The organism is Actinomadura bangladeshensis, from assembly GCF_004348335.1.
Lineage (GTDB): Bacteria > Actinomycetota > Actinomycetes > Streptosporangiales > Streptosporangiaceae > Spirillospora > Spirillospora bangladeshensis.
In genome coordinates this window covers 1-26,686 of record NZ_SMJW01000067.1, presented here as the reverse complement: position 1 = coordinate 26,686, position 26,686 = coordinate 1, and the positions used below count along the sequence as shown (strand labels likewise).

Sequence of the window (26,686 nt, the reverse complement as noted above, 5' to 3'; positions counted from 1 at the left end):
TCCGCCCGGCCGTGCCCGCACGGCCGGGCGGCCCGTCGTCCCTGGAGACCGCATGACGAAGACGGCCGCCCCGGGCGCCGGGCCGCGGAACCGGCGGCCGGCACTGATCCTCCTGCTCGGCGCGCTGACGGCCGTCGCGCCGCTGTCGATCGACATGTACCTGCCGGCGCTGCCCTCGCTCACCGGCGACCTGTCGACGGGCGCGGTGCAGGCGCAGCTCACGCTGACCGGATGCGTCGCGGGCCTCGCGATCGGGCAGGCCGTGGCCGGGCCGCTGAGCGACCGGCTCGGCCGGCGCCGGCCGCTGCTGGCCGGGCTCGCCGCCTACGCCGCCGCGTCGCTGCTGTGCGCCGCCGCGCCGACGGTGGAGACGCTCATCGCGCTGCGGCTGGTGCAGGGCGCCGCCGGGGCCGCCGGGATCGTCATCGCGCGGGCGATCGTCCGGGACCTGTACGACGGGATCGCGGCGGCCAAGTTCTTCTCGGTGCTGATGCTCGTGAACGGGCTCGCGCCGATCCTCGCTCCGGTGCTGGGCGGGCAGCTGCTGCGGCTGACGCCGTGGCCGGGAGTGTTCGCCGTCCTCGCCGGCATCGGCGTGGCGCTGTTCCTCGCCTCGCTGGCCGGGCTCAAGGAGACGCTGCCGCCCGAACGGCGCGAGACGGGCGGGCTGCGCGCGACGGCCGCCACGTTCCAGGCGCTCCTCAGCGACCGGGCGTTCGTCGGCTACGCGCTCACGATCGGCCTCTCGTTCGCCGCGCTGTTCACCTACATCTCCGGGTCGCCGTTCGTGCTCCAGGACATCTACGGCCTGTCGCCGCAGGGGTTCAGCCTCGCGTTCGGCGCCAACTCGCTCGGGATCGTGGGCGCCGGGCAGGTGGGCGGCCTGCTCGCCGGCCGGGTGCCGCTGCGGCGGCTGCTGGCCGCGGGGCTCGCGATCGTGGCCGCGGGCGGGCTCGGCCTGCTCGTCGCGGTCGCCGCGGACGCCGGCCTGTACGGGGTGCTGCCCGCGCTGTTCCTGGTCGCGGCGGGGCAGGGCCTGATCCTGCCGAACGCCACGGCGCTGGCCCTGTCGGGACGCCCGCCGCGCGTCGCCGGGAGCGCCTCCGCCCTGCTCGGCGTCGCGCAGTTCACGCTCGGCGGCGCCGCCGCGCCGCTCGCCGGCATCGCCGGCCCGGGCACCGCCCTCCCGATGGCCGTCTCGATCGCCGCGCTCGCCCTGCTCGCCGCGGCGGTCACCGCCACCGCCACCCGCCCCCGCGAAGCCGGCGCCGTCTCCACCAAGCTCCACCCGCTGCGTTGACCTGCGGCGTGTTGTTGTTATGAGCGCACCGGAAGCAACAACACGCCGCAGATCAACGAGGCGGCGGCGCGTTAGTCGAGGGCGGCGAGGACGAAGCCGGCCACCTCGTCGGCGAGTCGCGCGGCGGTCTTCGGGCCGTCCGGGCGGTACCAGGACGGCAGCTGGTTGACCATGCCGAGCGCCACGATCGTCACGGTCTCGGCGGGCGTGGCGGTGCTGAACACGCCGTCCCGCTGGCCCTGCTCGACGAGGCCGCGGAACATCACGTGGTAGCGGCGGCGGTCGGCGCGGACCGAGCGCATCCGGGCGTCGTCCAGCCGGTCCTTGTCGCGGGCGAACACCTTCGCCTCGTCGATGTGCTCGGCGGTGCTCAGGATGAGGCCGGTGAGCACCGCGCGGACGGCCTCGCGCGGCGGCAGCCCGCGCGCCAGCACCGCGCCGAGGTCGGCGAGCTGGCGGGCGATCAGCGAGTGGTAGATCTCGTAGAGGAGGTCGTCCTTGGAGTCGAAGTAGTGGTACAGGGCGCCCTTGGTGACCTCGGCCGCCTCGACGATGCCCTGCACGGACGTCCCGTCGAAGCCGCGCTCGGCGAACAGGTGCAGCGCGGCGTCCAGGATCCGCCGCTCGACCGCGCTCTGCCGGACGGGCGCGGACGACTCCGGCACCGGTACCGTGTCCGTCACCTGGGCACCTCCTCGGGGAGCGGGCATTGACGGGGGTGCGTCCCGCGTCTTAGCTTGCCAGAAACCGACTGGTCGGTATGCACCGGCGGCGCAAAACTCGAGGAGAGCCGATGCCCGCAGTAGAGACCGTCCGCGGCCCCGTCGACGTCACCGTCCTGGGACGCACGCTCATGCACGAGCACGTCTTCATCCTCAGCACCGAGAACGTCGAGAACTACGGCCATGGCGACTGGTGGGACGAGGAGGAGAAGGTCTCCGACGCCGTCGCCAAGCTGCGCGAGCTGGTCGACCGCGGCATCACCGCGATCGCCGACCCGACCGTGTGGGGGCTCGGCCGCTACATCCCGCGCATCCGGCGGATCGCCGAGCAGGTGCCCGAGCTCAACATCATCGTCGCGACGGGCATCTACACCTACAACGACATCCCGCTCCAGTTCCACTTCCGCGGCCCCGGCACCATGCTGGACGAGGGCCCCGACCCGATGATCGCCCACTTCACCCGCGACCTGACCGAGGGCATCGCGGACACCGGGGTCAAGGCCGCGTTCCTCAAGTGCGCGATGGACGCGCCCGGCCTCACCCCGGGCGTCGAGCGGATCCTGCGGGCCGTCGCCGGGACGCACCGGGAGACGGGCGCCCCGGTCACCGTCCACACCGAGAGCTCGATCCACGCGGGCCGGACGGTCGTCGACATCCTCGGCGAGGAGGGCGTCGACCTCACCAAGGTCGTCATCGGGCACGCGGGCGACAGCAACGACCTCGACTACCTGATGGAGCTGGCCGACACCGGCGCGATCCTCGGCATGGACCGGTTCGGCCTCGACATCATCAACCCGACCGGGAACCGGGTCGCGACGATCGCGTCCCTGTGCGAGCGGGGATACGCCGACCGGATCGTCCTCAGCCACGACGCGAGCTGCTTCATCGACTGGTTCGGGCCCGACCCGGCGACCGTCCCGGCGATGCAGCCGAACTGGAACTACCGGCACATCAGCGACGACGTCCTGCCCGCCCTGCGCGCCGCCGGCGTCACCGACGCGCAGCTCGGCCAGATGCTGGTCGACAACCCCCGGCGCTACTTCACCCGCTGAGCGCCCGCGCGACCGGCCGGGTCGCGGCGCGCCGGACGGGCACGAAGGTGAGGACGGCGACGGCGGCGAGCGTCCCGGGGACGACCGCGGCGAGCCAGAGCGCCGGAACGCCTGCGCCGCCGTGCCCGCCGGCCGCGGCCAGCGCCGCCGCGTGCACCAGCAGCCCGAGCGGGACGCCGGCGAGCGCGGCGGCGGCCGCGGGCAGCAGCTGCGCCGCGCACAGCCCCGCCGTGACCTGGCGCGGCGTCGCGCCGAGCGCCCGGGTGAGGGCGGCGGGCCGGGCCGTGTCGAGCGACGTCGTCCAGGCGGTGAGGATCGCGTTGACGGCCGCCAGCAGGAGCAGCGCGAGCGACAGCACGAGGACGATCTCGCTCACCCGCTCGGTCACCGGGTTCCCGGCGCCGGGCACGAAGTCGGGGCCGGCCGCGCCCGCGTCCTTGCGCGCGACGTCCCGGTGCAGCGCGAGGGCCGCCACCACCATGGCGACGGTGACGGCCGTACTGGCGGCGGCGAGCCACGTCCGGCGCGGGCGGCGCGCCGCCACCCGGACGCCGAGCAGCAGCGGGACGGGCAGCCCCGCCGACAGCGCGACGAGCCGCGAGCGGCGCGGGGCGCGCACCGGTTCGGCGAGGGCCGCCACCGTGCTGATCCGGGCCCCGCGCAGCGCGGGGACGGCGGTCGCCGCGGCGGTGACCGCCAGCGCGGCGAGCAGGACGGCGGCGACGACGCCGGGGCCCGGCGCGGGCGCCGTCGCGGTGCCGAGCAGGCCCGCGTTCGGCGCGGTCAGCGCCGGCGACACCGCCCAGCCGCCGAGCAGCCCCAGCACGCCCGCCGCCAGCGCGACCGCGAGATGCTCGGCCAGCAGCACGGCGGCGACGAGCGCGGGGGTCGCCCCGGCGGCCTTCAGCAGCCCGACCCGCCGGCCCTGCTCGGCGAGCCGCCCGCCGACCAGGAGCGCGACGCACAGGCCGGCCAGGATCGCGAGCGCCCACGTCCCGGCGAGCAGCAGACCGTCGGCCAGGCGCAGCTCACTGGTGGCGTAGGCGGCCATGTCCTGCGCGGACCGGACGCCGGGGTGCGCCGCCGCGAAGGCGGGGGCGGCCTCCGGGTCGGCGAGCCGCAGCGGCATCGTCCACCGCCGCTCGGCCGCCTCCAGGCGGGCGGCATCGGCGCGGGTGACCCACACCAGCCCCGGCGAGGCGGACGGATACGGCACGCGGCCCGTCGTCACCGCGATGCCGGAGACCGTGAACGCGCGGCCGCCGAGCACGATCCGGTCGCCGGGGCGGACGCCCAGCGCGCCGGCGAAGGCGCGCTCGACCACCGCCGTCCCGGGGGCCGTCCAGCGGCCGTCGGTGACGTAGGGCCGGTCGAGGCGGTCCGGCGCCGTGGCGCGGCCCTGCGCGACCGCGTTGACCGTGGCGCCCCCTGCTCGCAGCGTGGTGGACAGCACCGGGTAGGGCGTGCCCGCCTCGACGACGCCGGGAGCCCGGGCGAGATCCCTCAGCGCGGTGGTGTCCGCGGCGGTCGCGACCGCGTCCGGCCCCGCCGTGGCGGCGCGGGTCCTGTCCCACGGGTCGTCGGCGGCGCCCCGGACGAGCAGGCCGAGGGTGAGCGTCGCGGCGGTGGCGGCGATGATGATCAGCAGCAGCAGCGACTGGGCGGGGCGGCGGCGCAGGTCCCGCAGCGCCAGCCTCAGCGCGATCAGCGTCCGGCCCATGTCAGAGCGGCCCGGCCAGCGAGCCGAGGTCGCCGGGGCGCCCCGCCAGGACGGTCTGGTCGACGAACGCGCCGTCCCGCATCGTGATCAGCCGGTCGGCGGTGCCGGCGATGCGGGAGTCGTGGGTGACGACGACGATCGTGCGGCCCTCGGCCCGCAGCGCGGCGAACAGGCGCAGCACGTCCGCGGCCGCGGCGCTGTCGAGGTTGCCGGTCGGCTCGTCGGCGAGCAGCAGCATCGGGTCGTTCACCAGCGCCCGCGCGACCGCGACGCGCTGGCGCTGCCCGCCCGACAGCGCGGCCGGCAGGTGCCCGGCCCGGCCGGTCAGGCCGACCCGCTCCAGCAGGTCCATGGCGCGGTGGCGGGCGGCGCGCGCGGACGCCCCGGCGAGCAGCGCGGGCAGTTCCACGTTCTCGCGCGCGGTCAGCTCGTCCACCAGGTGGAACGCCTGGAAGACGAAGCCGATGCGGCCGCGCCGCAGCCGGGCCGCCGCGGTCTCGGAGAGCCGGTCGATCCGCCGGTCGCCCAGCCACAGCTCGCCCTCGTCCGGCCGGTCGAGCCCGCCCAGCAGGTGCAGCAGGCTGGACTTGCCGCAGCCGCTCGGCCCGATGATCCCGACGGTCTCCCCCGCCGCGACCCCGAGGTCGACGTCGTCCACCGCGCGGACCAGCGCGTGCCCCGTCCCGTAGTGCCTGCGCAGGCCGTGGGCCCGCAGGACGTACTCCACGCTCACGTTCTTCCTTCCCGGACGGGTCGGCGAGCCCGCGCCACACCCCCTAACGGTCAGCTATATAGATAGCCGTTAGCTATGAGAGGGTCAAGGACTATTCGCCATGAATCGGGAATCATTGGAGGAATCAGCGGGAGGAGGCACCGAGGTGAGCGAGTACCCCGTGCGTCGCGGTGTCCGCGCCGCGCTACCGATGCTCCTGGTCGCGCTGCCGGCCCTGCTCGTCCCGGGCTGCCGGGTGATGGAGAGCGGCGGGCCGCAGGACGTCCCGCCCCCGGTGAAGACCACCGCGAAGAAGCAGGGCAAGCCCAGCGGACGCAGGCCCGGCGTCGTCAACATCGAGACCGAGCAGGACCTGAACGGCACCCGCGCCGCCGGGACGGGCATCGTGCTCACCGCGACCGGCCTGGTGCTGACCAACAACCACGTGATCAAGGGCGCCACCACGATCAAGGGGACCGACACCGACAACCGCCGCAGCTACCCCGCCGAGGTCGTCGGCTACGACCGGGCGGGCGACATCGCGGTGATCCGGCTGACCGGCGCGGCGCGGCTGAAGACCGCGACGTTCGCCTCCGCCGCCGAGGCGGGCGTCGGCGACGTGGTGACCGCCGTCGGCAACGCGGGCGGCAAGGGCGGCACGCCGTCCGTCGTCACCGGGAAGATCACCGCGCTGGACCAGGCCGTCACCGCCCGCGACGACAACAGCGGCACCTCCGAGCGGCTCACCGGGCTCATCGAGACGAACGCGCCGATCAAGCCGGGCGACTCCGGCGGCCCCCTCCTCAACACCGGCGGCCGGGTCATCGGCATCAACACCGCCGCGTCCGCCGGGCTCTCCACCAAGGGGACCAAGCCGAAGAAGGACCACCGCGGCTACGCGATCCCGTCCGACCGGGCGCTGGAGATCGCCCGGCGGATCCAGCGCGGCGAGGCGTCCTCGACCGTGCACATCGGGCCGACGGCCATGCTCGGCGTCAAGGTCCGCTCCAACGGCCGCACCCCCGGCGCGCTCGTCGCCGAGGTCGTGCCCGGCACGCCCGCCGAGACCGCCGGCATCCCGGTGGGCGGCGTCATCGTCGCCTTCGGCGACGAGACCGTCGACTCCCCGTCCACGCTGACGTCGCTGATGTTCGCCCGCCACCCCGGCGACACCGTCCGCATCGAATGGACCGACCGGCAGGGCGCCCGCATGCAGGCCGTGCTGCGCCTGACGGAGGGCCCGCCCCAGTAACGGGCCCGCATCGCGTGCACTTCCGTCCTGCGGATCCGGAAGGGGCTGAAACGCCGTGCTCGTGCGACAGTGTGGGGGAGACGACCGCCGACCAGGAGGATGTGTTCCCCATGACGCGCAAGGCGCCCACCGGTGACTTCGACGATTCGGGCCTCGAGGTCACGGAGCCGAAGACGTGGGCGGCGGGCGTGCCGGGGGTCACGGCCGCGCTCCGGCGGTCCTACGAGCAGATGGGCGTCCGGCGGACGGCGCTGACGCTGCTGCGCGTCAACCAGAAGCAGGGGTTCGACTGCCCGGGGTGCGCCTGGCCGGAGGGCGACCACCGGCACGTCGCCGAGTTCTGCGAGAACGGCGCGAAGGCCGTCGCGGAGGAGGCGACGACGCGGCGCGTCACGCGGGAGTTCTTCGCCCGGCACACCGTCGCCGAGCTGGGCGAGCGGTCCGACCACTGGCTCGGGCAGCAGGGCCGGCTCACCGAGCCGATGGTGAAGCGCGCCGGGTCCGAGCACTACGAGCCGATCGGGTGGGACGAGGCGTTCGGGCTGCTCGCGTCCGAGCTGAACGCGCTGGACTCCCCCGACGAGGCGGTCTTCTACACCTCGGGCCGGACGAGCAACGAGGCCGCGTTCGCCTACCAGCTGTTCGTCCGCGCGTTCGGCACCAACAACATGCCGGACTGCAGCAACATGTGCCACGAGTCGTCCGGGTCGGCGCTGAGCGAGACGATCGGCATCGGCAAGGGCTCGGTGCTGCTGGAGGACCTCTACCAGGCCGACCTGATCTTCGTGGTCGGCCAGAACCCGGGGACGAACCACCCGCGGATGCTCTCGGCGCTGGAGAAGGCCAAGAAGGAGGGCGCCCGGATCGTCGCCGTCAACCCGCTGCCCGAGGCGGGGCTGATGCGGTTCAAGAACCCGCAGCGCCCGTCCGGGGTCACCGGGCAGGGCACCATGCTCGCCGACCGGTTCCTGCAGATCCGGCTGAACGGCGACCTCGCGCTGTTCCAGGCGCTCAACCGCCTGCTGCTGGAGTCGGACGCGCCCGAGGCGGTCGACCGGGAGTTCCTCGACGCCCACTGCCACGGCTTCGAGGCGTTCCGCGAGCACGTCCTCGGCCTGGACTGGGACGACGTCCTGGAGGCGACCGGACTGACCCGCGGCGAGATCGCCGCGACGCTCGGCGACGTCCTCACCGCGAAGCGGATCATCGTCTGCTGGGCGATGGGCCTCACCCAGCACCGCAACTCGGTGCCGACGATCCGGGAGATCGTCAACTTCCTGCTGCTGCGCGGCAACATCGGCCGCCCCGGCGCGGGCGTGTGCCCGGTGCGCGGCCACTCCAACGTGCAGGGCGACCGGACGATGGGCATCTGGGAGAAGCCGAAGCCCGCGTTCCTGGACGCCCTCGCCGCCGAGTTCGGCTTCGAGCCGCCGCGCGAGCACGGCCTGGACACCGTCGAGGCGATCCGCGCCATGCGCGACGGCAGGGCGCGGCTCTTCCTCGGGATGGGCGGCAACTTCGTCCGCGCCACCCCCGACTCGGCCGTCACCGAGGCCGCCCTGCGCACCTGCCGGCTGACCGCGCAGGTCTCCACCAAGCTGAACCGCTCGCACGCGGTGACCGGCGAGCTGGCGCTGATCCTCCCGACGCTCGGCCGCACCGAGCGCGACGACCAGGACTCGGGCCCGCAGTTCGTCTCCGTCGAGGACTCGATGGGCATGGTCCACGCCTCCCGGGGCCGGCTGGCCCCCGCGTCCGGGCACCTGCTCTCGGAGGTGTCGATCGTCTGCCGGCTGGCGAGGGCCGTCCTCGCGGACTCGGGCATCGGCTGGGACGCGATGGAGCGCGACTACGACGTGATCCGCGACCACGTCTCCCGCGTCGTCCCCGGCTTCGACGACTACAACGCCCGCATCCGCGAGCCCGGCGGCTTCACCCTCCCGCACGCGCCCCGCGACGAGCGCAGGTTCCCGACCGCGACCGGCAAGGCCAACCTGACGGTGAACGCGCTGGAGGTCCTGCGGGTCCCGGAGGGGCGGCTGCTCCTGCAGACCGTCCGCAGCCACGACCAGTACAACACCACCATCTACGGCCTCGACGACCGCTACCGGGGCGTCAAGGCGGGCCGCCGCGTCGTGTTCGTCAACCCCGCCGACCTGGCGGGCCTCGGCATCGCCGACGGCGCGACCGTCGACCTGGTCTCCGAATGGTCGGACGGCACCGAGCGCCGCGCCCCGGCCTTCCGCGTCATCTCCTACCCCACCGCCCCCGGCTGTGCCGCGGCCTACTTCCCGGAGACCAACGTCCTCGTCCCGCTGGACAGCACCGCCGAGGTGAGCAACACCCCGACCTCCAAGTCCGTCGTCGTCCGCCTCGAACCGGCCTGACCCGGTCCCGCCCGCGCGCGGGTCGCGGGGCGGGCGGGGGCGGTTTAGGCTTCGGGCATGACGAACCTCCCCGACCACGCCGGGACGCCCGGAGCGCCGGAGATGCGGGCCGCCGACGCCGACCGGGAGCGGGTCGCGCAGGTGCTGCGCGACGCGGCCGGCGACGGGCGGCTGACGCTCGACGAGCTGGACGAGCGGCTCGACGCGGTGTACGCGGCGAAGACGTACGGGGAGCTGGCGCCGCTCACCCGCGACCTGCCGGCGGCGGGGACGTCCGCGCCGCCCGTGCCGCTCGGCGGGACGGACTGGCGGCCGGTCGAGGGCGCGCCGTCCTGGAAGCTCGGCATCGGGATCATGAGCGGGTTCAACCGCACCGGCATCTGGAACGTCCCCCGCACGTTCACGGCGTTCGCCTTCTGGGGCGGCGGCAAGATCGACCTCCGCGAGGCCCGGTTCACCGAGGGCCAGGTCACGATCCGCTCGCTGGCGATCATGGGCGGCTTCGAGATCATCGTGCCGGACGACATCACCGTGCACGTCAAGGGCCTCGGCATCATGGGCGGCTTCGACCAGCGGGCGAGCGGCCCCGGCGTGCCCGGCTCCCCCACGGTCGTGGTGAAGGGGTTCGCGTTCTGGGGCGGCGTCGGCGTGAAGCGCCGCAGGCGCAAGGCGGACAAGCGCGCAGAGCGGGAACGCCGCGAGCAGCTGGAGCAGGGCGAGTAGTGGTCAGCGCGGGATGGTGGCGATGCGGTCGAGCCATTCGGCGAGCATCGCCGACTCCGTGGCGGTGAGCGCCGGGGGCGGGTCGGCGGCCAGGGCGGCGCGCAGGGCGACCGCGCGGGCGGCGGACGAGACGCCGCCGCCGGCCGGTTCCGCGTCCGCGACGGTGATCGCGGTCAGTACGGCCTCGCGGGTCCGGACCGACAGCTCGCCGTCGCCCCCGCCGGAGATCAGTGCCAGCACGACCCCGACCCCGGCGGCGTGGATCATCCGGGCGGCGGCCTCGACGGAGATGCCGAGCCGCCCGGCGCGGGCCACCGCCTCCACCAGCCCGGTCAGGATGCGGTGCGCCTCTTCGGCGACGGGCGGCGTCCGGGGCGTGCCGTACATCAGCGCGTAGAACGCGGGGTGCGTGCGGCCGAACTCGACGTGCAGGTCCCAGCCCTGGCGCAGGTCGTCGACCGGGTCGCCGGTGGGCTGCTGGGCGCGCTTGCTCGCCAGGTACTGCTCGAACCCGTGCGCGGCGACGGCGTCGAACAGGCCGCGCTTGTCGCCGAAGTGGTGGTACAGGGTCGGGGCCCCGACTCCTGCGGCGGTGCACACGGCACGCGTGGAGACCGGTTCGCCGTCCGCCTCGGTGATCAGCTTGGCGGCCGCGCGGACGATCCGGTCCCGCGTGTCGAGGTCCTTCTGAGCAGTCACAACATCGATGTTACAGAAACTTGCCGAACATCGCTATGCAGAGCGCTGTAGCGTCACTATAGTAATCGCTATATCGCCGATACGGGCGGTCCGTCCGGGCCGCCGAACACGAGAGGATGCGCCCATGCGCAGCGCCGTTCTGTCCGCCGCCGGCAAGCCGCTGGAGATCGTCGACCGCGCGGTGCCGGAACCCGGCCCCGGCGAGATCCTGGTCAAGGTCTCCGCGTGCGGGATGTGCTACTCCGAGGTCAACCACCTGCGCGGCCACTACCCGTTCGGGACGTTCCCGGCCGTCCCCGGGCACGAGATCAGCGGCGTCGTCGCCGCGCTCGGCGAGGGCGTCGACTGGCCGGCGGTCGGCACCCCGGTCGGCACCGGGTGGATCCACGGTTCCTGCGGGCACTGCGACCAGTGCGCCCGCGGCGACCAGATCCTGTGCACCGGGGCGCCCAAGCAGGTCACCGGCGTCAACACCGACGGCGGCTACGCCGAGTACTTCGTCGGCCGGGCCGGGTTCGTCACCCCGCTGCCGGACGGCCTGGACCCGGTGGCCGGCGCGCCGCTGATGTGCGCCGGGATCACCGCGTTCAACGGGCTCCGGCACGCCGGCGCCACCGCCGGGTCGCGGGTCGCGGTGCTCGGCACCGGCGGGGTCGGCACGATGGCGCTCCGGTTCGCCGCCGCGATGGGCGCCCGCGTCGCCGTCGTGTCCCGGTCGCGCCGCGCCGAGAAGCAGGCGCTGGCCGGCGGCGCCGAGGAGTTCATCGCGACCGCCGAGCAGGACCCGGCCGAGGCCCTGCGGGCCTGGGGCGGCGCGGACGTGGTCGTCAACACCGCGCCCGACACCGCGACCGGGCTCGCCGCGTTCGGCGGCCTGCGCCCCGACGGCGCCCTGCTCTACCTCGGCATGGGCGCCGAGAACGTGAGCGTGCCGCCGGCCGCGCTCGTGATGAACCGGATCCGGGTGCTGGGCGTGCCCTCCGGGTCGCCGCACGACCTGCGCGACACCCTCGACTTCGCGGTGGCGCACGGGATCGTCCCCGAGGTCACCCCGGTCACGCTGGACGAGGCGCCGGACGTCCTCTCCGCGATGGACCGGGGCGAGCACCACGGCCGCACCGTCATCACCTTCCCGTGAACCGCGCGTCATTCCGGGGGACGCCCCCCGGACCCCCGCGGGAGCGTGACCTGGGGCCACGCCACGGACGGGCCCGCTCGTAAGCCGCGCACGCGGCCATCACCAGGGCGTCGGCGTGCCGGGCGCCGACCACCTGGAGGCCGATGGGCAGGCCGTCCGCGGTGAATCCGCACGGCAGGTTCGCGGCCGGCTGCTGGGTCATGTTGAACGGGTAGGTGAACGGGGTCCAGCTCGTCCAGCGCGGGGACGGCGAGCCCTCCGGCGCCTCCCGGCCGGCCTCGAACGCGGCGATCGGCATCGTCGGCGTGAGCAGCAGGTCGTACCGCTCGTGGAACAGGCCCATGCGGCGCCCGAGCTCCATGCGGCGGGCCGTGGCGGTGAGGTACTCGACGGCCGAGTACCGCGCGCCCTGCTCGCAGATCTCCCGCAGGCCCGGGTCGAGCCGTGCCCGCGCCTCGGGGGACAGGTGCTCGACGACCTTGGCGGCGCCCGCGAACCACAGGACCTCGAACTCCTCGACGGGGTCGCCGCCGAGCCCCGGATCGGCCTGCTCGACCTTCGCGCCGAGCTCGGTGAAGAACTCCGCGGCGGCGGCGACCGACGCCGCGACCTCCGGGTCGACCTTCGCGAAGCCGAGGTCGGGGCTGAACGCGACGCGCAGCCCGGTCAGGTCGTCGGCGCCGCCCTCGGCGAAGGGCACGTCCGGCGGCGGCAGCGCCGACCAGTCCCGGCCGTCGGCGCCGCACACCGCGTCGAGGAGCAGCGCCGCGTCCGCGACCGTGTTCGTCATCGGGCCGGTGTGCGCGAGCGTCCCGAACGGGCTCGCCGGGTAGTGCGGGATGCGGCCGTAGGTCGGCTTGATGGTGAAGATGCCGGTGAACGCGGCGGGGATGCGCACCGAGCCGCCGCCGTCGGTGCCGAGGGCGAGCGGCGCCATGCCCGCCGCGACGGCCGCCGCCGCGCCGCCGGACGACCCGCCCGGCGTGCGGGACGGGTCCCACGGGTTGCGGGTGACGCCGGTGAGCGGGTTGTCGGTGACGCCCTTCCACGCGAACTCCGGCGTGGTCGTCTTGCCGACGAACACCGCGCCCTGCTCGCGGAGCCGCGCCACGGCCGGGGAGTCCTCGTCCCAGGGGCCCGCCGGGTCGATGGTCGTGGAGCCGCGCAGCGTGGGCCAGCCGCGGGTGAGCAGGACGTCCTTGATGGAGACGGGAACGCCGTCCAGCGGGCCGAGCACCGTGCCGCGCGCCCGGCGGTCCGCCGCCGCGCGGGCCATGTCGAGCGTGGTCTCCTCGTCGACGAGGCAGAACGCGTTGAACTCCGGATCGTCGCGCGCGATGCGGGCGAGGACGGCCTCGGCGGCCTCGACCGGGGAGAGCGCCCCCGCCTCGTACCCGGCCAGCAGTTCGGTGGCGGTCAGATCGGCCGCGTCGCTCATGGCTACCCCCTCTGGTTGGACCCGACATAGCCGAGCCGCTTGTCCACCACGTTGCGCAGCGGGCGGCCCGACGCGTACCGGCCGAGGTTGTCGGTGAACAGCCGGACGAGCTCGTCCCGCCAGCCGACCACGTCCCCGGACATGTGCGGGGAGACGACGACGCCGGGCATCTCCCAGAGGGGGGAGGACGGCGGCAGCGGCTCGTCCTCGAACACGTCGAGCGCGGCGCCCGCGATCCGGCCGGCGCGCAGCGCCTTGACGAGGTCGGGCTCGGCGACCAGCCCGCCGCGCCCCACGTTGATCAGCCGCGCGGACGGGCGCATCCGGTCCAGCGCGGCGGCGTCGATCATGCCGCGGGTCTGCGGGGTCAGCGGCGCGGCGAGCACGACGTAGTCGGCCTCGGCGAGCGCCTCGTCCAGCCGCTCCATCGGCAGCACGGTGCCGAGGTCGGGGTCGGTCTCGCGGGCGGTCCGGCCGGCGCCGGTGACGGCGAGCCCGGCGGCGGTGAGGCGGCGGCCGATGGCGCGGCCGATCGGCCCGGTGCCGATGACGAGCGCGCGGGCGCCGGTGATCCGCTCGGTCTCCCGGTGCCGCCAGCGGCGCTCGTCCTGCAGCCGGAAGGTGGTGCGGAGGTCCTTGGCGAAGGCGAGCACCAGCCCGAGGACGTACTCGGCGATCGGCTCGTCGAAGACTCCTCGCGAATTGGTGACGATCGTGTGGCCTTCGACGAGGGCCGGGAACAGCAGCCGGTCCACGCCTGCGCTCGCGATGTGGACCCAGCCCGGCCCGCCGGCGGCCGGCCACGCGCCCGCGAGCGCGTCCGACAGGAAGTCCCACATGAAGACGGCGTCGGCGCCGGGCAGGGCCTCTGCCAGGTCTTTCCCGGTCACATAGCGCACCCGCGCGAGGCCCTCGGCCGCCTCCATGCCGCGCGGATGGACGTCGCCCACCAGGACCACCACGTCCACCGGCCCACCGGCCGCATGCTGAACAGGCTCCATCGGCGTCACTTCCGGGTGTGCGGAGTTTACGAGAAGGCAACTCGGCAAGGCATTGACACGCTAGGAAGCGTTCGTAGGATTGTCAACAATCAGCGCGGTGCACCGCGGCCCACGGTCCGCCGCTCCGAGATGTGCTGCAAGACCGTCGCAACCGTTGCCCATGCACAGGCCATGACGGATCCCAGAGCGCTCCAACAGCCCCCGTCGGGGGTGTGGGGGTCTCCCCCACGAACATGAGAGTCCTTCGGGTGGCGACGCTCTCGCCCACCCCTGTTCACGGGGAGGTCCAGCATGTCCAAGCTCATGACCATCACACTGGAGCGTCGCGGCGTGTCATGCGTCGCGGAGCTGCTGGAAAAGGACGCGCCGCGGACGTGCGAGGCGGTGTGGAACTCCCTGCCCCTCGGCGGGGACGCCTACCACGCCAAGTACGCCCGCAACGAGGTCTACACGATGGTCGAACGGTTCTCCGAGGACGAGGTCGGCCTCGAGAACCCCACCGTCACCCCCATCCCGGGCGACGTCGTCTACTTCTCCTTCGCCGGCGGCATGCTCGACCGGAAGTTCAAGGAGGAGAAGAACATCCACGCGCTGCCCGGCGTCATCGACCTCGCCATCTTCTACGGACGCAACAACCTGCTGCTCAACGGTGACGTCGGGTGGGTGCCCGGCAACGTGTACGCGACGATCGTCGACGGGCTCGACCGGATGGCCGAGGCGTGCAACGACGTCTGGCGCTCCGGCGGCGTCGGCGAGCGCCTGGTCTACAGCCGCGCCGAGTCCTAGAGCGGTGGCCTCGCAGATGACATTCGACCCCACGCTGGTCGTCGGCCCCGAGCTGCTGGCCCAGCACGGCATCGGGGTGGTCGCGCCGTTCGACTTCGCCCTCGACCGCGAACTGTGGCGCTGGACGCCCGACGACGTGTCGCTGTTCATGACCCGGCTCCCGTACGTCCCCGTCCCGGTCACCGTGGAGATGGCGTCCGCGCTGTCGGACCAGTCGATCGTCCGGCAGGCGACCCGGGACGTCCTCGCGCCCGAGCCGCTCGCCGTCGCCTACGCCTGCGCGTCCGGCAGCTTCATCCGCGGCAAGGCGGGCGAGCTGGAGCTGCACGAGTCGATGATGATGGCCGGCGCCCCGGTGTCGACCACCACCTCGGGCGCGCTGGTGGAGTCGCTGCGGCTGCTGGACGTCTCACGTATCGCGGTCGTCACCCCGTACATAGACGCGGTCACCGACCGGCTCGTGTCGTTCCTCGGCGAGTACGGCATCGAGGTCGTGTCGTCGGTCGGGATGGGGCTGCTCAGCCACATCTGGAAGGTCGGCTACGGCGAGATCGTGTCGGCGGTGTCGACGGTGGACGCCCCGGAGGCCGAGGCCGTCTTCATCAGCTGCACGAACGTCCCCACCTACGACATCATCGCGCCGCTGGAGCAGATGATCTGCAAGCCGGTGCTGACCGCCAACCAGGTGACGATGTGCTCGGCACTGCGCGCGATGGGCCGCACCGCGGCCGGTCCCGGGCAGTCGCTGGCGCAGCTCGCGCCGACCACCGCGGCGTGACGGGAAGGGGCTCCATGATCGGCGAAGGTAGGATTGCCGGCACCATGCGGCAGAACGCGGTGAGCGTCGGGTTCCTGTATCCGGGCTACAGCGCCGAGGACGACTACCCCGCCATCGAGCGCGCCCTGAACCGTTCGGGCGCGGGCGAGGTCAGCCTTCCGGTGGTGCACACGCTCATGCGCGAGGACGCGCACCGCGTCGACGCGCTGCTCGACATCGGCGGCGCCGACGTGCTCGGCGAGGGGGCGCGCACCCTGCGCGGGCTGGGCGTCCGGGCCGCCGTGTGGGCCTGCACCAGCGGGAGCTTCGTGTTCGGCTGGGACGGCGCCGCCGCGCAGGTCGCGGGCGTGCGCGAGGCGGCGGGCGTGCCGGCGTCCAGCACGTCGTTCGCGTTCGTGCACGCCGCGCGGGCGCTCGGGCTGTCCCGGGTCGCGGTCGCCGCGACCTACCCGGCCGACGTCGCCGAGCGGTTCGCCGGCTTCCTCGGCCACGCCGGCATCGAGGTGGTGGCGCTGTCCTGCCGGGGCATCGTCACCGCCGCCGAGGTCGGCACCCTCGGGCGCGACGAGGTGCTCGCCTTCGTCGCGGCCAACGACCATCCGGACGCCGAGGCGGTGCTGGTGCCCGACACCGCGCTGCACACCGTGTCCTGGCTCGACGAGCTGGAGGCGCGGGTCGGCAAGCCGGTCCTCACCGCCAACCAGGTGAGCGTGTGGGAGGGGCTGCGGCTCGCGTCCGGCCCCGGGGGGCTCCCGCCGCGCACCGGGCTGGGCCGGCTGTTCGCCGTCCCGGCCGGCGCCCCGACCGCCGTCCCCGCCGCCGGCGCCGCCGTCCCGGCCGGCGTCCCGGCCGAGCGGGGACGACATCCCTGGCAGCTATGACGAAAGGGGCCCGCGGCATGGGCCGTTTGGGTGAGCTGGAACCTGTCCCCCGCAAGTCGACCGTCGAGATCGTCTCGGACGAGCTGCGCTCGGCGATCATGTACGGGTCGCTGGAGCCCGGCGCGCAGCTCGGCGAGGCCGACCTCGCCGCGCGCCTCGGCATCAGCCGCGGCCCGCTGCGCGAGGCGATGCAGCGGCTCGTCCAGGAGGGACTGCTGGTCAGCGAGCCGCACCGCGGGCTGTTCGTGATCACGCTGGACGAGGGGGACGTCGAGGACGTCTACCTCGCCCGGCTCGCGATCGAGCGCGAGGCCTGCAAGCTGATCATGGAGCGGAACCGCGGTGAGGCGGTCGCCCGCCTCACCGAGGCCCTCGAAGCGCTGGTGGAGGCGGCCCGGCAGCGCGACCGGGTCGCGATGAGCGACGCCGACCAGGCGTTCCACGAGGTGCTGGTCAGCTCGTCCGGGAGCCCCCGGCTGGAGCGGATGGCGCACACCCTGCTGGTCGAGACCCGGATGTGCCTGAACGCGCTGCAGGACACCTACCCCGAGCCGTCCGACCTCGTCGAGGAGCACCGCCGGCTCGTCGACGCGATCGGCGACGGCGAGGAGGAGCGGCTGCTCGGGCTCATCGAGGAGCACATGACCGACTCCATCCGCCGGCTCAGCAGCTCCCGCGCCTAGAAGGGGACCGCCCCTGGACATCGGTTCCCAGGGGCGCCTACATTGCAGATTGTCGACAATCTACCGGAGGGACACGCATGGCTACGCTGTCACCCCTGCTCAAGCAGGCCACCCCCGTCCTGGCCGAACGCGGCGAGGGCGTGTACCTCTACGACACGGACGGCCGCCGGCACCTGGACTTCACCGCGGGCATCGGCGTCACCAACACCGGCCACTGCCACCCGCGGGTGGTGGAGGCGGCGCGGGAGCAGGTCGGCACGCTCATCCACGGCCAGTACACGACCGTCATGCACGAGCCGCTGCTGCGGCTGGTCGACGCGCTCGGCGACGTCCTGCCGGACGGCCTGGACTCGCTGTTCTTCCTCAACAGCGGCAGCGAGGCCGTCGAGGCGTCCGTCCGGCTGGCCCGGCACGCCACCGGCCGCCCGAACATCGTCGTCTTCCACGGCTCCTTCCACGGCCGGACGATGGGCGCCGCCGCCCTCACCACGGCCGGCACGAAGTTCCGCGCGGGCATCGGCCCGCTGATGCCGGGCGCGGCCATCGCGCCGTTCCCGCAGGCCTACCGGTACGGGTGGACGGAGGAGGAGGCGACCCGGTTCGCGCTGCGCGAGCTGGACTACCTGCTCGTCACCGCGAGCCCGGCGTCCGACACCGCGGCGTTCGTCGTCGAGCCCGTCCTCGGCGAGGGCGGCTACATCCCGGCGCCGCCCGCGTTCCTGGAGGGGCTGCGCGAGCGCGCCGACCGGCACGGCATCCTGCTGATCATGGACGAGGTGCAGACCGGGTACGGCCGCACCGGCCGGTTCTGGGGCCACGAGCACTCGGCCGCGCGCCCCGACGTCCTCATCACCGCCAAGGGCCTGGCCAGCGGCTTCCCGCTGTCGGCGATCGCGGCGCCGACGGCGCTGATGGAGAAGGCATGGCCCGGCTCGCAGGGCGGCACCTACGGCGGCAACGCCGTCGCGTGCGCGGCGGCGCTGGCGACGCTCCAGGTCATCCAGGACGAGGACCTCGTCGGCAACGCCGCCCGGCAGGGCGCCCGGCTGAACGACGGGCTGCGCAAGGTCGCCGCCGACCACCCGGAGATCGGCGACGTGCGGGGGCTCGGCCTGATGCAGGCCAGCGAGTTCACCACGCCGGACGGCGAGCCCGACGCGGCCGCCGCGCAGCGGGCGCACCGGGCCGCCACCGAGCGCGGCCTGCTGCTGCTGACCTGCGGCGCGCACGGCAACGTCGTCCGGATGATCCCGCCGCTGATCGTCACCGGGGAGCAGATCGACGACGCCCTCGGGCTCTGGACCGAGGCGGTCGCGGTCGCGGCCGGCTGACCGCCCGGCGGGGGCGGCGCGTCCGGGGCGAGGCCGGACGCGCCGCCCCTCGCTCGGCCGCGCGCCTGCCTGCTGTTAGATTCCGAATCTGGTTCTGACATCGAGGAGGCGCGTTGCGTCCCTGGCACACCCCCGAGCGCGCCGCGCTGCGCCGGCTCGTCCGCGACTTCACGGCCCGGGAGATCGTCCCCCATCTCGCGGACTGGGAGGACGCGGGCGAACTCCCCCGTGACCTGCACGCGCGGGCGGCCGCGGCGGGGCTGCTCGGCGCCGGGTTTCCGGAGCAGGCCGGCGGGTCCGGCGGGGACCTGTTCGACGCGCTGATCGTCGCCGAGGAGATCATCCAGTCGGGCGGGTCCGGCGGCGTCGTCGCGTCGCTGTTCACGCACGGGATCGCGCTGCCGCACATCATCGCCTCCGGCGACGACGCCCTGATCGACCGGTTCGCCCGGCCGGTGCTCGCCGGCGAGATGATCGGCGCGCTCGGCATCACCGAGCCCGGCACCGGCTCGGACGTCGCGGGCATCCGCACCACCGCCGTCCGCGACGGCGGCCACTACGTCGTCAACGGCGCCAAGCTGTTCATCACCTCGGGCGTGCGCGCGGACTTCGTCACCACGGCGGTGCGGACGGGCGGGCCCGGCTTCGACGGCATCTCCCTCCTGGTCATCGAGAAGGGCGCGCCGGGCTTCGCGGTGTCCGAGCCGCTGCGCAAGATGGGCTGGCTCTGCTCCGACACGGCGGAGCTGTCGTTCAGCGACGTCCGCGTGCCGGCGGCGAACCTGGTCGGCGCGGAGAACAGCGGGTTCCTGCAGATCGTGCAGAACTTCGTGACCGAGCGGCTGTCCCTCGCGGTCCAGGCGTACGCGACGGCGCAGCGCTGCCTGGACCTCACCCTCGGCTGGGTCCGGGAGCGGGACACCTTCGGCCGCCCGCTCGCGTCCCGGCAGCTCGTCCGGCACAAGATCGCCGAGATGGCGCGGCGGACGGACGTGGCCCGCACCTACACCCGGGCGGTCGCCGAGCGGTACGCGGCGGGCGAGGACGTGCTCACCGAGACCGCCTACGCCAAGAACACCGCCGTCCTCGCCTGCGAGCACGTCGTGCACGAGGCCGTCCAGCTGCACGGCGGCATGGGCTACATGCGCGAGTCGGAGGTGGAGCGCCACTACCGCGACGCCCGCATCCTCGGCATCGGCGGCGGCACCAACGAGATCATGAACGAGATCGCCGCCAAGCGCCTCGGCCTCTAGTGCGAACGTCGACGGGCCGCCGCCTCGTTGATCTGCGGCGTGTTGTTGCTTCCGAGGCGCTCATAACAACAACACGCCGCAGGTCAACGTAGGCCGGTGGACCTTGGTGGAACGGACGCGGCTCGGCGGGCGGGTCAGCCGAGCGGGTTGCCGCAGTCGATGGGCCAGTAGGGGCCCCAGATGTCGAGCGAGTTCAGCACGAACTTGATCGCCACCGGGTCGAAGGCGATGCCGACGTGCGCGTTGGTGTCGTTCGCGCACTTGTCCTGCAGCAGGACGTTCTGCGCGTTCGAGCCGTTGAGGAACGCCGAGGTGTAGGGCGTGACGACCTCGTCGTACTTGGTGGCGAGGACGATGTAGGCCGGGCCGGGCACCGTGTCGCCGCCCGCGTTGAGGTTCTTCAGGAAGTCGGAGTCGGTGATCTGCTGGCCCGCGGCCGGCGCGGCCTTCACCACCGCCTGGGTGATGCCGAGCAGGCTGCCGAGCTGCACGAGCCCCGCCAGGCTGGTGCCGTGGTTGGACGGGACGAGCCCGACGAGCTTGTTGACCTTCGCCGCCCCGCCCAGGAACTTCATGTAGTACCGGGGCATCATGCCGCCCTGCGAGTGCCCGACCATGTCGACCTTGGTCGCCCCGGTCGAGGCGAGCACCTTGTCGACGAACGCCGACAGTTCCCCGGCCGAGTCGGCGATGTCATAGATCCCCTGAATGGGACCGTCCTGCGGGCCGCCGTAATTGAGGGCGTAGACGCAGTATCCGGCCTTCTTCAGCGCCGGGGAGAGTTTCTGCCAGTTGAACGCCATGTTCTCGAACGTCCCGTGCACGAGCACGACCGGCCGCGGATGCCAGAACGACGGCTTGCAGTTCCAGTCGTTCGCGCCGTCCGGGCTGGTCTCGGCGTGCGCGGCGGGCGCGATCATGCCGGTCGCGCCGAGCACGGCGGCCGCCGCCGCGGCGGTGACCGCCCAGGCCCGGAGTCGTCTGAAACGCATGAGCATCTCCCTCGTGAGGGCACGCCGAAAAGAGGCCGCGACCCGCGCGCGAGGCGCCGGGCCCGGCCGCTCATCACCGTGATGATCGGGGTGAAGTGCCCACAACGTACGGCCGCTTTCCGACCCGGTCTTGTGGGACGACCGCCGGTTACTCGGGAGAAATTGTCAGCCGATTCACAATGCGTCGAATCAGGCCTGGGTGACGGCGCCTTCCTTCAGGAGGGTGTCGGCGTCGTCGAAGCCGAGGTCGGCCAGGATGGCGCGGGTGTGGCCGCCGGGCAGGGCGGGGACGCCGTCGGTCTCGCCGGGGGTCCGGGAGAAGCGGGGCGCCGGGGCGGGCTGGCGGTGCCCGGCCAGGTCGGGGAAGACGTCGCGGGCCGTGTTGTAGGGGTGCTCGGCGGCCTCGGTCATGGACAGCACGGGGGCCACGCAGGCGTCGCTGGGGACGAAGACGTCCGTCCACTCGTCGCGGGTCCGCGTCTTGAAGACGGCCGTGAAGCGCTCGCGGAGGACGGGCCAGCCGGCGCGGTCGTGCTGATGCGGGAGGTCCTCGTCGTCCAGGCCGATGAGGCGCAGGAACTCGGCGTAGAACTGGGGCTCGATGGCGCCGACGGCCATGTGCCGCCCGTCGGAGGTCTCGTAGACGTCGTACCAGGGGGCGCCGGTGTCGAGCATGTTGACGCCGCGGCGGTCCTCCCACATGCCGCCCGCGAGGAAGCCGTGGATGAAGGTGGACAGGTGGGCGGTGCCGTCCACGATGGCGGCGTCGACGACCTGGCCGCGCCCGCTGGTCTTGGACTCCAGCAGGGCGGACAGCACGCCGACGATCAGGTACATGCTGCCGCCGGCGAAGTCGCCGAGCAGGTTCATCGGGACCTGCGGCGGGCCGCCGGCGCGGCCGATGGCGTGCAGCGCGCCGGTGACGGCGATGTAGCCGACGTCGTGGCCGGCGGTGTGCGACAGCGGGCCCTCCTGGCCCCAGCCGGTCATCCGGCCGTAGACGAGCCGCGGGTTGCGGGCGAGGCAGTCGTCCGGGCCGACGCCGAGGCGCTCGGTGACACCCGGCCGGAACCCCTCGATGAGGACATCGGACTTCTCGGCCAGGCGCAGGACGACCTCGCGGCCCCGCTCGCTCTTCAGGTCGACGGCGATCGACCGCTTGCCGCGGTTGCTGAAGTCGGTGCCGCCGGTCACCTGCCCCTCCCGGACGGCGGAGGCGCGGTCGACGCGGATCACGTCGGCGCCGAGGTCGGCCAGCAGCATCGCGGCGACCGGGCCGGGTCCGATCCCGGCCAGCTCGACCACCCGTACTCCGGACAGCGGCCCCTTGCCCATCTGCGACTCCCTGAATCTCGTTCGGTGCCCTCCCAGTGTGCACCATTCGGGTAAGCGCGCGCTGACTCGGGCTCGGTTCAGCGGGCGGTCAGGGCGACCGGCGTGCGCGGGGTCCCGGTGGCCACGAGCAGCCGCTTGCGGGTGGTCGAGCGGCGGACGCCGTCGGCGTGCGGGACGAGGCCGCGCCCGGCGGCGGCCAGGTAGTACCAGCGGTCGGAACCCTCCGACCGTGGGGCCCGCCACCACGTCCCGCTGACCGGGCGGCCGGGGTCGCAGGCGCCCGTGGGCCGCGCCTTCGCGCCGAGCAGCGTGGCCTGGCCCGTGCTCCCGCCGGCCGCGTAGGTGAGGCGGGTGCACACCCAGTCGGCGGACCCGCCGCCGTGCGGCAGCTTCCCGGACCAGAAGTCGAACGCCATCGCCTCCGCCACCGGCCGCGCCGGGCGGGGCGTCGCGCAGGCCAGCCGGTCCCAGACCGTGCGGCCCTCCTTGCCGAGGCGCTCGGGCTCCTGGGCGCGCGGGCGCCACGCGGGCGAGTGGTGGGTGAGGACGGCCGCGCGCGGGCCGCCGAGGTCGCCGACCGTCCGGGAGCCGAGGTGGAACAGCGGGCCGCGCCCGCAGCCGGTGCCCGCGCGGACGGGCGCGGTCACGCCGCCGGACACGGCCAGCCGCTCCCCCGCGAAGGTCTCGGGCCGGGAGTCCCAGGGGGCGAGGAGGTAGCGCCCGCCGCCGAGGGCGATCGGGGCGGACGGGCCGGTGCCGGTCGGGAACACGTCCAGGCGGCCGGGGGTGTAGCGGGCCAGCCGGTCGCCGCGGCGCAGGACGGCGAGCGGCGTGCCGTCCGGGCGGCCCGCGTACAGGAGCTGGGCGCTGCCGCCGCCGCGGCGGCCGCCGGACGCGTCCGCCCAGGCGCCCGCGGCGCGCCGGACGAACGCCCGGTCGGCGGCGAGGTCGCCGCGCGCGGGCCACGCGTCGAGGGTGCGGGCGCCGCGCGTCCAGGCGTCCGGGGCGGCGGACACCGGCCGCGGCGCCCGCGCGGACGCCTCCCGGGCGTCGCCGTGCTCGGTCGCGACGAGCGCGCCGACGAGCCCGGCGGTGAGGACGGCGGCGATCGCGAGCGGCAGCACCGACCGGTTGCGGACGGGGCGCAGCGTCTCCGGCCCGAACCGGTCGGCGCCGCGCGGCACCGGCACCCGGACGGCCTCGGCGGCGCGGATCGCCGACCACGGGTCGCGCACGCCGAGGTCGATCAGCTGGTCGCGGACCCGGTAGCGGGGCAGCCCCTCGATGTGCAGGAGCACGTAGGCGGCGCGGACGTGCGGCGCGAGCCGCGACAGCGCGGCGGTGAGCGCGGGGTCGGGCAGCCGCGCGGGCAGCGCCCGCAGCCACGGGCCGAGGCCGATCTGCAGGCGGCGGGAGGGGCGCAGCGCGCGGCGCAGCACGCGGGTGCGCCGGCGGGCGTGCCCGGCCGCGGAGCGGTCGCGGGCGCCGCGTGCGGCGCCGTCCACGATCCGGCGGGCGATCGCCAGCCGGTAGACGCGCTTCCCCCTGCCCGGCAGAACGAAATACGCCATACGGACAAGGTCCACATAAGCCGATTCCGTCGGCGGCGCTTCCGCCTCCGCCTGCGTCATGACATCTTCCGTCACGGCGGGCCACTCCTTCTGGGCCGTTCCTTCGTCGCGAAACCCGAGGTTAGAGCGCGGCGGGCGGCGCACGGCGCGGAATTGGGACAACGATTAATCAGCCCGATGGAAATGTCATCCCATTTCCGATTGCGGGGAGCACCGAAGGCGGGCGCCGCCGGGTCTTCACGCGAGGAGCCGCGCCGGATTCGTCCCCGTACTAGGCTGTTGACCTCCCCGGGAACCGTCCGTGCCGCGTCCCGTCGAACCGACGCGGCCGGACGCACGCGCCCCCGCCGCGACCGGGACACGACGAGCGACGGAGAGGGGCCCCCGGCCCATGAGCGAGGACGTCCCGGGCTACCGGGTACTGGAGCAGGTCGGCGAGGGCGGCTTCAGCGTCGTCTACCGCGCGCACCAGGAGCGCCTCGACCGGATGGTCGCGCTGAAGGTCCTGTCGGTCGGCACGGTGGACTCCGCGGCGATGCGCCGGTTCCAGCGCGAATGCAAGATCACCGGGCGGCTGTCGGGGCATCCGAACATCGTGACCGTGCTGGACACCGGCACCACCCGCGGCGGCCGCCCCTACATCGCGATGGAGTACTTCGAGCACGGCGCGCTCACCGACCGGCTCGCCCGGGAGGGGCCGCTGCCGGTCGCGGACGTGCTGCGGATCGGGGTGAAGATGGCGGGCGCGCTCGCCGCCACCCACGAGACCGACGTCCTGCACCGGGACGTCAAGCCGCAGAACGTGCTGCTGTCGCGGTACGGGGAGCCGGCGCTCGCCGACTTCGGCATCGCCCGCCTGGTCGACTCCTTCGACGCCACGCACACCCAGGCGTTCACCCCGCACCACGCGGCGCCCGAGGTGCTGGAGGGCCGGCCGCCCGGCGTCGGCGCCGACATCTACTCGCTCGGCTCGACGCTGTACCAGCTGCTCGCCGGGCGCCCGGCGTTCAAGGGCCCGGCCGGCGAGGGCATCGCGCCGCTGATGCTGCGGATCCTGCACGAGGCGCCGCCGCCGATCCCCCGGCCGGACGTCCCGCCGCAGGTCGTGGACGTCATCGCGCGCGCGATGGCGAAGGCGCCCGAGCAGCGCTTCGCCACCGCCGTGGAGTTCGCGCGGGCGCTGCAGCGGACGCAGGCCGAGCTCGGCCTCCCGGCCACGGACGTGGCCCACAGCGGCGGCGTCGTGACCCCCGGCCCGGCGCCCGGCCTGCCGGGGCCGCCGCTCGTCCCGGAGTGGGCGCCGACGACCGGCGACTCGCGCGCGAGCGGCGCGCACGGCGCCACCGGCCCCACCACACCCCACACCGGCCCCACCACACCGCACACGGGGCCGACCACACCCCACACCGGGCCGACGACGCCGCACACCGCGCCGCCCGTGCCGTACGCCGGCGCGCCGGGCGCGCCGCAGCCGGGCCCGCCCGGGCCGCTGCCCGGCCGGCCGCAGGACGGGCCGCGCCGGGGGCTGATCGTCGCGGCCGGTGTGGCGCTGGTGGGCGGGCTCGCGCTCGGCGTCGGGGCGCTCGCGCTCGCGAACGGCGGCGGTGGCGCCGAGGACGGCGCGGACGGGAAGCCGGCCGCGGGCCCGCCGTCCCCGGCCGCCCCGCAGACGGCGGCGCCGGAGCCGGAGCCGGTGACGGCCGCGCAGCTCGCGGCGGCGCGCCCGCGCAAGCTCACCGCCCGGCACGCCGGCCGGGCGGTCGCGCTCGCCTGGGCGCTGCCGCCCGCCGCGCGGGAGCTTCCGCTGCTCGTCCAGCGGCAGCCGGCCGGGTCGCAGCCGATCACGACGGTCCCGGCGGGGTCGCGCGCGGCGACCGTCCCGGGCCTGCGGCCCAAGACCGCCTACTGCTTCCGGGTCGGCGCGGTGCTGCGCCTCAACCAGGGGCGCGCACCGGACGTGGCCTGGTCGGAGCGCACGTGCGTCACCAAGGCCGGGCAGCAGAAGCGCGGCTGACCGGCGGCCGCCCGGCGGGGCCGGCCGGCCGCCCTACTTGCACTTCCAGACGGGCGGCCCGGCGAAGCTCTTCCAGTCGCCCGGGGTGTTGACCAGGTAGCCGATGACGTAGCCGGTCGCGCCCTTGTAGGTGATCTTGGCGTACATGTCGCCGGCGAGGTTGGCGTCGTTCGGGTGCCGGTAGTAGGCGCCCTTCTCCTGGCAGTGGACGGCGACCATCTCGCCGTTGTTGTCGTGCATGGTCGCGAGGAGTTGGCCGCTGCTGTTCGCGTCGGCCGTCGGCCTGATGTAGGCGTCGGAGTTGCCGTTGCGCTCCACCGGGTAGCTCACCGCGGGCCCGGCGAGCGCGGCGGACAGGGTGGCGGCCGACCCGGTCCCGGCGCCGTTGGTCGCCGTGAGGGTGAAGGTGTAGTTGCCGTTCGTGTACACGCCGCTCAGCGTCGCGGACGTGGCCGTGCCCGACACGGAGCCGCTGACCGGGCCGCTGTAGGCGAGCTTGTAGGTGACCGCTCCCCCGCCGGGCGGCGGGCTCCACGCGACCTCGGTCCCGGCCGCGGTGGCCTTCGCCTTGAGGCCGGTCGGCGCGCCCGGCGTCACGCACGGCCGCACCGGGTCGCTGGGCGCCGACACCTGCTCGCGGGTCCGGCCGCGTCCGTCCCGGTAGCGGACGGCGACGCGGAACTGGTACTCGCGCCCGCACTCCCCGCCGCTCACGGTGAACGTGAACGGGCCGGCGCCCTGGACCGCGGACGGGCTCGCGGTCATGCCGGACGGGACGTCCTTCAGCACGTACCCGATGACGCCGTCGCCCTGCGAGGGCTGGAAGTCGACCCGCATCGTGCCCGCGCCAGGGGTGACGGAGATGTTGGACGGCGCGCTCGGCGGGTCCCCCGGGCCCGGCGGCGTCGTCGGCTGGGC

23 protein-coding genes are annotated in these 26,686 nt (G+C 74.4%); 13 read left to right on the top strand and 10 right to left on the bottom strand.

Features of this window, described 5'->3' with window-relative positions; translation table 11 throughout:
• Positions 1-52: 52 nt before the first annotated feature.
• Positions 53-1,300: a multidrug effflux MFS transporter gene (locus E1284_RS15550; RefSeq protein WP_131939790.1), complete on the top strand. Its 1,248-nt coding sequence runs from the start codon at positions 53-55 to the stop codon at positions 1,298-1,300.
• Positions 1,301-1,371: 71 nt separating this feature from the next.
• Here E1284_RS15550 and E1284_RS15545 read toward each other — a convergent pair whose 3' ends face one another.
• A complete protein-coding gene (locus E1284_RS15545; RefSeq protein WP_243714496.1) occupies positions 1,372-1,983 on the bottom strand; it encodes a TetR/AcrR family transcriptional regulator in 612 nt (203 codons plus the stop codon).
• A gap of 110 nt (positions 1,984-2,093) precedes the next feature.
• Between E1284_RS15545 and E1284_RS15540 the strand changes: the two genes are divergently transcribed.
• A complete protein-coding gene (locus E1284_RS15540) occupies positions 2,094-3,074 on the top strand; it encodes a phosphotriesterase family protein (RefSeq protein WP_131939788.1) in 981 nt (326 codons plus the stop codon).
• Here E1284_RS15540 and E1284_RS15535 read toward each other — a convergent pair.
• Both E1284_RS15535 and E1284_RS15530 read right to left on the bottom strand, forming a co-directional pair.
• Complete coding sequence (locus E1284_RS15535) at positions 3,064-4,794, bottom strand: ABC transporter permease (RefSeq protein WP_131939787.1); 1,731 nt, start codon at positions 4,792-4,794, stop codon at positions 3,064-3,066. The two genes, E1284_RS15540 and E1284_RS15535, sit on opposite strands and share 11 nt — an antisense overlap.
• 1 nt (position 4,795) lies before the next feature.
• Positions 4,796-5,521 (bottom strand): ABC transporter ATP-binding protein, encoded by a 726-nt coding sequence (locus E1284_RS15530; protein ID WP_131939799.1) that lies wholly within the window; start codon positions 5,519-5,521, stop codon positions 4,796-4,798.
• A 151-nt stretch (positions 5,522-5,672) separates the two neighbouring features.
• Here E1284_RS15530 and E1284_RS15525 point away from each other — a divergent pair, with 151 nt between their 5' ends.
• The 3 genes from E1284_RS15525 (at position 5,673) to E1284_RS15515 (ending at position 9,868) form a co-directional block, all read left to right on the top strand.
• Entirely contained in the window at positions 5,673-6,758 is a 1,086-nt protein-coding gene (locus E1284_RS15525; protein WP_243714495.1) for a S1C family serine protease, read from the top strand.
• Positions 6,759-6,868: 110 nt separating this feature from the next.
• A complete protein-coding gene (locus E1284_RS15520; RefSeq protein WP_131939786.1) occupies positions 6,869-9,145 on the top strand; it encodes an FdhF/YdeP family oxidoreductase in 2,277 nt (758 codons plus the stop codon).
• Between the two features lie 57 nt (positions 9,146-9,202).
• Entirely contained in the window at positions 9,203-9,868 is a 666-nt protein-coding gene (locus E1284_RS15515; RefSeq protein WP_243714494.1) for a DUF1707 SHOCT-like domain-containing protein, read from the top strand.
• A gap of 3 nt (positions 9,869-9,871) precedes the next feature.
• On the opposite strand, the gene E1284_RS15510 is transcribed toward E1284_RS15515, so the two are convergent.
• Complete coding sequence (locus tag E1284_RS15510) at positions 9,872-10,567, bottom strand: TetR/AcrR family transcriptional regulator (RefSeq protein ID WP_131939785.1); 696 nt, start codon at positions 10,565-10,567, stop codon at positions 9,872-9,874.
• A 124-nt stretch (positions 10,568-10,691) separates the two neighbouring features.
• Between E1284_RS15510 and E1284_RS15505 the strand changes: the two genes are divergently transcribed.
• Complete coding sequence (locus E1284_RS15505) at positions 10,692-11,705, top strand: alcohol dehydrogenase catalytic domain-containing protein (RefSeq protein ID WP_131939784.1); 1,014 nt, start codon at positions 10,692-10,694, stop codon at positions 11,703-11,705.
• Here the strand turns inward: E1284_RS15505 and E1284_RS15500 are convergent.
• Positions 11,692-13,143, bottom strand: a complete 1,452-nt coding sequence (locus tag E1284_RS15500) for an amidase (protein ID WP_131939783.1) — start codon at positions 13,141-13,143, stop codon at positions 11,692-11,694. The two genes, E1284_RS15505 and E1284_RS15500, sit on opposite strands and share 14 nt — an antisense overlap.
• 2 nt (positions 13,144-13,145) lie before the next feature.
• Positions 13,146-14,144 carry a D-2-hydroxyacid dehydrogenase gene (locus E1284_RS15495; protein WP_207923769.1) on the bottom strand — a complete coding sequence of 333 codons (999 nt, stop codon included), beginning with the start codon at positions 14,142-14,144 and terminating at the stop codon, positions 13,146-13,148.
• Between the two features lie 303 nt (positions 14,145-14,447).
• Here E1284_RS15495 and E1284_RS15490 point away from each other — a divergent pair, with 303 nt between their 5' ends.
• The 6 genes from E1284_RS15490 (at position 14,448) to E1284_RS15465 (ending at position 19,856) form a co-directional block, all read left to right on the top strand.
• The gene (locus tag E1284_RS15490) at positions 14,448-14,930 is read left to right on the top strand and encodes a DUF3830 family protein (protein WP_131939795.1); all 483 of its coding nucleotides are present in this window, start codon (positions 14,448-14,450) and stop codon (positions 14,928-14,930) included.
• Positions 14,931-14,946: 16 nt separating this feature from the next.
• Positions 14,947-15,708, top strand: a complete 762-nt coding sequence (locus E1284_RS15485; RefSeq protein ID WP_165965283.1) for a maleate cis-trans isomerase family protein — start codon at positions 14,947-14,949, stop codon at positions 15,706-15,708.
• A 44-nt stretch (positions 15,709-15,752) separates the two neighbouring features.
• Positions 15,753-16,589, top strand: coding sequence for a maleate cis-trans isomerase family protein (locus E1284_RS15480; RefSeq protein ID WP_131939782.1), 837 nt, complete (start codon positions 15,753-15,755; stop codon positions 16,587-16,589).
• Between the two features lie 17 nt (positions 16,590-16,606).
• On the top strand, positions 16,607-17,272 hold the full coding sequence (locus E1284_RS15475) for a GntR family transcriptional regulator (RefSeq protein WP_131939781.1): 666 nt from the start codon (positions 16,607-16,609) through the stop codon (positions 17,270-17,272).
• A 77-nt stretch (positions 17,273-17,349) separates the two neighbouring features.
• Positions 17,350-18,603 carry an aspartate aminotransferase family protein gene (locus E1284_RS15470; protein WP_131939780.1) on the top strand — a complete coding sequence of 418 codons (1,254 nt, stop codon included), beginning with the start codon at positions 17,350-17,352 and terminating at the stop codon, positions 18,601-18,603.
• Between the two features lie 113 nt (positions 18,604-18,716).
• Positions 18,717-19,856 carry an acyl-CoA dehydrogenase family protein gene (locus E1284_RS15465; protein ID WP_131939779.1) on the top strand — a complete coding sequence of 380 codons (1,140 nt, stop codon included), beginning with the start codon at positions 18,717-18,719 and terminating at the stop codon, positions 19,854-19,856.
• Positions 19,857-19,990: 134 nt separating this feature from the next.
• Here E1284_RS15465 and E1284_RS15460 read toward each other — a convergent pair whose 3' ends face one another.
• The 3 genes from E1284_RS15460 to E1284_RS41485 all read right to left on the bottom strand — a co-directional run bounded on the left by E1284_RS15460 (position 19,991) and on the right by E1284_RS41485 (position 23,754).
• Positions 19,991-20,848 (bottom strand): alpha/beta fold hydrolase, encoded by an 858-nt coding sequence (locus tag E1284_RS15460; RefSeq protein ID WP_131939778.1) that lies wholly within the window; start codon positions 20,846-20,848, stop codon positions 19,991-19,993.
• Between the two features lie 189 nt (positions 20,849-21,037).
• Entirely contained in the window at positions 21,038-22,183 is a 1,146-nt protein-coding gene (locus E1284_RS15455) for a CaiB/BaiF CoA transferase family protein (protein ID WP_131939777.1), read from the bottom strand.
• A 77-nt stretch (positions 22,184-22,260) separates the two neighbouring features.
• Positions 22,261-23,754 carry a hypothetical protein gene (locus E1284_RS41485; protein WP_165965282.1) on the bottom strand — a complete coding sequence of 498 codons (1,494 nt, stop codon included), beginning with the start codon at positions 23,752-23,754 and terminating at the stop codon, positions 22,261-22,263.
• 391 nt (positions 23,755-24,145) lie between these two features.
• Between E1284_RS41485 and E1284_RS15445 the strand changes: the two genes are divergently transcribed.
• Entirely contained in the window at positions 24,146-25,768 is a 1,623-nt protein-coding gene (locus E1284_RS15445; protein ID WP_131939776.1) for a serine/threonine-protein kinase, read from the top strand.
• Between the two features lie 33 nt (positions 25,769-25,801).
• Here E1284_RS15445 and E1284_RS15440 read toward each other — a convergent pair.
• A partial coding sequence (locus tag E1284_RS15440) for a fibronectin type III domain-containing protein (RefSeq protein ID WP_165965281.1) occupies positions 25,802-26,686 on the bottom strand: 885 nt, incomplete at its 5' end.